Source organism: Neglectibacter sp. X4, from assembly GCF_009917365.1.
Lineage (GTDB): Bacteria > Bacillota > Clostridia > Oscillospirales > Acutalibacteraceae > Acutalibacter.
This window is the reverse complement of sequence record NZ_QWLE01000087.1, coordinates 1-6,075: the sequence shown is the minus strand read 5'-3', so window position 1 is coordinate 6,075 and position 6,075 is coordinate 1. Positions and strand designations below refer to the sequence as shown.

Genomic DNA, 6,075 nt, shown 5'->3' with positions numbered 1-6,075 from the left:
TCTGTTCCCATTCCTTATATCCTCCGTTTTTCTTCATCCCTCCTTCATTATACCGCCTTCTTCTTTTCTTGCGTAGGCTCGTATCTATTTTTCGCTTACAGAAAAATGCCTAAAAATTTAGATAATCCCGACATTATTCGTGATGTTATTAAAGAACCAGCTCTGCAAGTAATCCCTATTGCAATTTATCAATAACAATCTGTTACGCAATAGAACGCCATTTTTAAAGATAGACATATAAAACCCTTACCCCACAACTTCAACGCCCACTAAGCCACATAAATCAAGGACAAAATAACATTCCATGGTGGTCGTAGCCTGAGAGTGCAGCATCACCTTGTATGCATCCATGCCCTGGCAGCCCAGCAGGGTGGCTAAAACCGCCCGCTAGCGGGTTTCCCCGTCCAGCCGCTGGCCCTCCTCTTGGGGGACTTCCTCAAAGGCAAAATGCTCAAAGCGCTTCATAAATTCCGGGTCTGCTTTACGCAAATTCACCATACTGTACATCCTCTTGATGGTAAATTATTTCTGATTCAGCGACCATACCTGTTTCTGCCCTGCCGCTGCCGGAATATTTTGTGCCATCACGCCCACCAGCTTGTGGGGAACGTAGGGCTCCTCCAGGTAAGCAATTTCCTCCGCCGTCAGTTCCAGGTCAACCGCTTTTGCCGCGCCCTCGATGTGATGCAGTTTTGTTGCGCCTACTACTGGGGCTGTAACTTTTGTCAGCAGCCACGCGAGGGAGATTTCCGTCATGCTCACCCCGTGCTTGTCGGCCAGCTCTGCTACCCGGGCGATGATTTTGCCGTCCTGTTCCGCCATAGCATCATACTTGCCCTTGGCGTAGCTGTCCTCTTCCAGCCGCTTGGAGGTTTCTCCAGGCCGCTTAGCCAGTCTGCCGCCTGCCAGGGCGCTGTAGGGAGTCATGGCGATGTTGTCCTCAGCGCAGAGTTTAGCCGTCTCTCTTTCTTCCTCCCGGAAAATCAGATTGTAGTGCCCCTGAATGGACACGAACTTCGCAAAGCCGTTCTGCTCGGCGATGGCATTGGCCTTAGCCAACTGGTAGGCGTAAGCATTTGAAATGCCGACATACCGCACCTTGCCCGCCTTGACAGCGTTGTTGAGGCCCTCCATGATGTCGTATATGGGCGTGTTGTAATCCCACATATGGTAGATGTACAGGTCTACATAGTCTATGCCCAGGTGCTGCAAACTGGTGTCCAGGAGCTTGGCAATGTGCTGCTGTCCAGTGACCCCGGCCTCGATTTCCTCCGCGCTGCGGGGGACAAATTTCGTTGCCAACACCACGTCCTCCCGCTTAGCAAAGTCCCGCAGGGCGCGGCCCACGAACTGCTCGCTGGTGCCGTTCTGGTAGCCGATGGCGGTGTCGAAGAAGTTGACCCCCAGCTCCAGGCCCCGCTTAAGGATCTCCCGGGAATGCTCTTCATCAAGGGTCCAGCTATGCTGGCCTGTCTGGGCGTTGCCAAAGCCCATGCAGCCCATGCAGATGCGGGAAACGTTCAGATCGGAATTGCCTAACTTTGTGTACTTCATGCTGATTCCTCCCATTTCTATTTATTATCCTGATTCATCCGTATCTCCGGCATGCTTTCCTTTTGTAACGCATACCGGAGATAATCCAACCGGTCTAACTGCTTTTCGTGAAAGTGTATTTCATCCAACATCCTCCGGCGCTTTTGATTGAGCATGAGCATCCGCTGGGCACCGGTGCTGTCCCCCTCCTGCGCCAAACGCATATAGTTCTCTGCTTCATCCGGTGCAAAGCCAATGTCTTGCAAGGTCAGGCTCAACCCCGCCAGGGCTTCCTGTTTTATCATTTGCCAAGCTTCCCTTCTTAAAGAAATGAGCGCCCCCGCCGGAGAAACCTTCTCTCTGGGGACGCTTTCATTTTACCGCTGGTTATGGGAAAAGTCCAATACTTGGTTTCTATTTCAGTTCATGCCTAAAAGGCATAGCTGTTGATACACAGACAGTTTACCGCGGGATTATCACGTCATGGCGCCGTGCGCTCAGGTGCGCGTATTGGATGCAACGTCACGTTGCGGCATTTCTGACGTGGGCGATAAACTGCTCCACCGCCCTTGACCGCGCCTGCTCCTTCTTCCACGCCAGCACCGCGCCATTCTCTAAACTGGGCGAAAGGGGCACCAGCCCCAGGCTGTCATAGTAGGTGGTGCCCAGGTCAAAGCAAAGGGCCACGCCCACCCGGTGCTTGACCATGATGGCCGTGTTGGTGATAAGGTTGTACCGGGCCGCCACTTTCGCCTGGGCAAAGCACTCCCCGAACCACTCCCGCACCTGCTCGTTTACCTGTTCCCGCCAGGAGAGGATGAGGGGGTAGGGGAGCAGGTCTTGAGGCGTGGCCTGGGGGAGTTCCGCCAGAGGGCAGTCCTCCCGCACCAGGGCGCACCAGCGCTCCCGATGGGGCATGGGTACGGTGTGGTACCGGGAGATATCTACCGGCAGCATCAAAAGCCCCATGTCCAGCAGGCCGTTTTCCATGCGGTCCTTTACCTCGTCCGCCGTGGCGCTGTAGATGCGAAACTGCACCAGCGGGTGCTGCTCCTGAAAGGACACCATCAGGTCAGAGAGATGGGCCATGTTGCAGGTTTCCCCGCAGCCGATGGCGATTTCCCCGGCCAGTTCCTCCCGGCTTTGGAATTCCCGCTGGGTCTTGTCGGCCAGCTCCAGCAGTTCTTGGGCCCGGCGCTTTAGGAGCATACCGTCCTCCGTCAGCAAAATCCGATGGCTGTTCCGGTGGAACAGCGACGTGCCCAGTTCTTCCTCCAGCCCCATGAGCTGCCGGGAGAGGGTGGGCTGGGTCACGTGCAGCAACTGGGCGGCGCGGGTGATGTTTTCCTCCCTTGCCACCATGTAAAAGTATCGCAGGACGCGCAGTTCCATAGGCTCCTCCTTGATTTCAAATGACCTTGAATTCCTTCCATTTCCCGGACTTCAGCCGCAGGGCGAAGATAACGGCCCGGATGATCCAGTCTAAGCACATAGCCGCCGCGATGCCGATCACGCCCCAGTTTAAGCCTATGGCCAGCAGCACGGAGAACACCAGCCGCCCGCCGATGGTGGACGCGATGGAGACGATCATAGTAAACTTAATGTCCCCGGCGGCCCGCAGGCCGTTGGAGAGCGGCCCGGACATGGGGAAGGCGACGGTGTTGAACACGTTGTGAATGAGCACGAGAATGATGACCAGGCGTTTTGCCTCGCCGGATATCTGGTAAAAGTTCATCATAATCGGCGTGATGGCGAACACCAGGGCGTTCCAGGCCAGGGAAATGGCCAGGGTGATTTTCAGAAGCTTTTTGAAGTAGTGCTCGGCCTGGGCCGTGTCCCCCGCGCCCATGCACTGGCCTATCACGGTGATAAACACCGGACCCATGGTCACCCCGGCCAGTGCCGCTAAAGACCATATGCTCTGGGCGATGCCGTTGGCGGCGATCTGGTAGGTGCCGAACAAGGCCACCACGCTGGAGAGCGCCACCTTCACCAACTGGAAGATGCCGTTCTCTACCCCGTTTGGCACGGCTATGCGCAGGATGCGCTTCATCAATTCCCCGTTCCACTTGCATATCTGCCGCCATGTGTAGCGCGCGTCAACGCCCTTGCCGAAGCACAGCAGGGTGATAACCACCGCCGAGAACACCCGGGCAATGAGAGTCGGCCAGGCCACGCCCGCCACCCCGGCTTTCAGCGCGAACACTCCGATTAGGTTGCCCACTACGTTTATCGCGTTGGAAGCGATAGAAATGTACATGGTGACGCTGGTTTTGCCGAGGCTCCGGTACAAGGCCGCGCCCGCGTTGTAGACCGCCAGGGCCGGGTAGGAGAACACGGAAATTTGCAGATAGATGATGCAGGCGTCCATGACGGCGGGCTCTACCTGCCCGAAAAGCAGGCTGAGCATGGGCTGGTGCAATACTAATATCACGACGGAAATCACCAGCGAAAACGGGGTGGAGGAGGTGAGAAGCTGGCTGGCGGCTTCACTGGCATCTGCTTTCACACCACGGCCGATATACTGGCTGATGATGACGGCGCCGCCCGAGGCCAGGGCCGTGAACAGGTAAATAAAGATGGTGCTGAAGGAGTTCACCAGGGACACTCCGGAGACAGCGGCTTCCCCCGCGTAGCTGACGATGAAGGTGTCGGCGATACCTACCAGCATCACCAGAAGCTGCTCTAAGAACAGCGGGACGATGAGTTTTTTCAGGTCTTTGTTTGTGAACATGGCAGGCGCCCCTTTCGTGTTTCTTGCTACCAGTATACAACAACTTTGACAACATGTCTAATGCTTATTTCGTTTCACTTTCATGCCTAAAAAGCATTGCAAAAAAGTAAAAGAGGCCGGGTTCCCCACGACCTCTTTCTGGCTGATTTAGTTAAGATTCAGGTCAAGGCTGTCCGCCCAAGCCAGCAGTTCATCTTGGCTTGCGCTACCGCTGAAACGCCGTCCGGAGAGCCATTCCGCGCCGCTGGTCAGGCTTTCCAGATTCGTGGCGCTGGAACCGATGGGGCTGCTGCCAGAGGTGCTGAAGGGGATGATGGTCTTGCCGCCCCACTCATAGCTTTCCAGGAACGTGCTGATAATATTTAGGAGCCTGCCCCCACCAAATTGCGTGTCCAGATGGATACAATTCTTGAGATGGTGCTTTTGTTTTTACATTTATCCCCAATGCCTGAAAATCAACACTTTTCAAAATGGCTAATGCACCCTTCCATGGGCGGCTATCGTTTTTTGAATTGGAATTGCCGCACTTTCGATATTCCATAGTGTAAAATTTAACGATAACCTATTTTTCAGAGGTGCTATCGTTATTCTTTGCACCCAATGTCTCTGCTCTCCTGATTGTGGTACAACAAACCTTGCAGCAATTTTTCACCATTAATTGGAATGTGCTTATCTTCTTTGGTCAAAGCTCCTCCTAAAATATCAGAAAGAGCTATTGTCTGCCACTCTTCAAGCAGTCCCGGATTATGCTCCAAAATATTATTTATTTTTTCAATAACTACCGGCGCACTAATTTTATCAATCATAGATGGACGGATTGTTTCCGGATGTCCAGTCAAAACTTTATTCGGGTATTCCGGATCTGCCAAAGCTGCACACCCCATCACCACAGCGTCGATCTTGCCATACCGGATTGCTGTTTCCGCAATATCTGGATCATTCATTCTGCCGCCTGCCAGAATGGGAATGTTCACTGCAGCCTTAGCCTTTACTGCCAGTTCCACCAGATAACCTTTCGGCATATACATTGGAGGACAGGCATAATAGAACGAGTCATAGATGATGAGCCGTAACAAGGAAAATATAATGGAGGGCCGTTATGATTATACAGCCAAGTGAATATCTAAAAAATTGTTTGAAGATTAGACTGGATAAAGATATTAGTGTTGTGATAGATAATAAAGCCTCCGTTGTTACATATGAAAAGGGCTACCATCCGATACAAATGGGTGATGAAGTGTCATCATTCTATTTTATAATTTATGGAATTGTTAGAGGCTATTACATAGATGACCAAGGAAAAGAGGCTACAAAGTGTTTTAGTTTTGAAAACGGTTTTTTTGGTTCAGAATGTTTTAGAACCAATTCTTGTTCGTCATTTTATGTAGAATGTATTGAAGAATGTAAGTGTATAAAGTTACCATATACGGTGATAAGAAAAATTATTTCCATGGATAAACAAGTGGAGCAATATGTTCAAAATCTCTACTTAGAGGAATTGGGGAAATTGGAAAGCAGAGCCAAATACTTACTGCTCCTTTCTGCTGATGAAAGATACATAAGTTTTTGTAAAGAGTATCCTAATCTCCAACGTAGAATACCGTTGAAATTTATTGCGTCGTTTATTGGCATAAAAGCAGGTTCTATGAGTAGAATTAGAAAAAAACTAAAAAACCAGATATAAATTAACCCATGTGAATTACAACCTCCTTTTACAGAGCTATAATATTCTGGCACTGTAAAGCAAAAATGAAAAGAAAAGACCCGAAAATCAGCGAAAAACTCTACGCAACGAGGAAAAGCTCACG

At 51.4% G+C, this 6,075-nt stretch carries 8 protein-coding genes; 2 read left to right on the top strand and 6 right to left on the bottom strand.

Annotation, left to right across the window (positions count from 1 at the left end; all coding sequences use genetic code 11):
* The coding region (locus tag D1841_RS18785) for a hypothetical protein (protein ID WP_207709230.1) at positions 1-195 on the top strand (195 nt) is incomplete at its 5' end.
* Between the two features lie 327 nt (positions 196-522).
* On the opposite strand, the gene D1841_RS16090 is transcribed toward D1841_RS18785, so the two are convergent.
* The 6 genes from D1841_RS16090 to D1841_RS18780 all read right to left on the bottom strand — a co-directional run bounded on the left by D1841_RS16090 (position 523) and on the right by D1841_RS18780 (position 5,271).
* Positions 523-1,554: an aldo/keto reductase gene (locus tag D1841_RS16090; RefSeq protein ID WP_160644634.1), complete on the bottom strand. Its 1,032-nt coding sequence runs from the start codon at positions 1,552-1,554 to the stop codon at positions 523-525.
* A 17-nt stretch (positions 1,555-1,571) separates the two neighbouring features.
* Complete coding sequence (locus tag D1841_RS16085; protein ID WP_160644632.1) at positions 1,572-1,838, bottom strand: hypothetical protein; 267 nt, start codon at positions 1,836-1,838, stop codon at positions 1,572-1,574.
* A gap of 217 nt (positions 1,839-2,055) precedes the next feature.
* Positions 2,056-2,925, bottom strand: coding sequence for a LysR family transcriptional regulator (locus D1841_RS16080; RefSeq protein ID WP_160644631.1), 870 nt, complete (start codon positions 2,923-2,925; stop codon positions 2,056-2,058).
* Positions 2,926-2,941: 16 nt separating this feature from the next.
* Positions 2,942-4,267, bottom strand: a complete 1,326-nt coding sequence (locus tag D1841_RS16075; protein ID WP_160644629.1) for an MATE family efflux transporter — start codon at positions 4,265-4,267, stop codon at positions 2,942-2,944.
* Between the two features lie 147 nt (positions 4,268-4,414).
* Positions 4,415-4,579: a flavodoxin gene (locus D1841_RS19390; RefSeq protein WP_347564040.1), complete on the bottom strand. Its 165-nt coding sequence runs from the start codon at positions 4,577-4,579 to the stop codon at positions 4,415-4,417.
* A 272-nt stretch (positions 4,580-4,851) separates the two neighbouring features.
* Positions 4,852-5,271 carry a hypothetical protein gene (locus tag D1841_RS18780; protein ID WP_201751355.1) on the bottom strand — a complete coding sequence of 140 codons (420 nt, stop codon included), beginning with the start codon at positions 5,269-5,271 and terminating at the stop codon, positions 4,852-4,854.
* Positions 5,272-5,366: 95 nt separating this feature from the next.
* Here D1841_RS18780 and D1841_RS16060 point away from each other — a divergent pair, with 95 nt between their 5' ends.
* Positions 5,367-5,951 (top strand): Crp/Fnr family transcriptional regulator, encoded by a 585-nt coding sequence (locus tag D1841_RS16060; RefSeq protein WP_009901625.1) that lies wholly within the window; start codon positions 5,367-5,369, stop codon positions 5,949-5,951.
* Positions 5,952-6,075: the final 124 nt, after the last annotated feature.

Bases quoted from the DNA above. Each gene is read 5' to 3' on its own strand.
- D1841_RS16090 (WP_160644634.1), bottom strand. From the start codon at position 1,554: ATGAAGTACACAAAGTTAGGCAATTCCGATCTGAACGTTTCCCGCATC.
- D1841_RS16080 (WP_160644631.1), bottom strand. From the start codon at position 2,925: ATGGAACTGCGCGTCCTGCGATACTTTTACATGGTGGCAAGGGAGGAA.
- D1841_RS16085 (WP_160644632.1), bottom strand. From the start codon at position 1,838: ATGATAAAACAGGAAGCCCTGGCGGGGTTGAGCCTGACCTTGCAAGAC.
- D1841_RS16060 (WP_009901625.1), top strand. From the start codon at position 5,367: ATGATTATACAGCCAAGTGAATATCTAAAAAATTGTTTGAAGATTAGA.
- D1841_RS16075 (WP_160644629.1), bottom strand. From the start codon at position 4,267: ATGTTCACAAACAAAGACCTGAAAAAACTCATCGTCCCGCTGTTCTTA.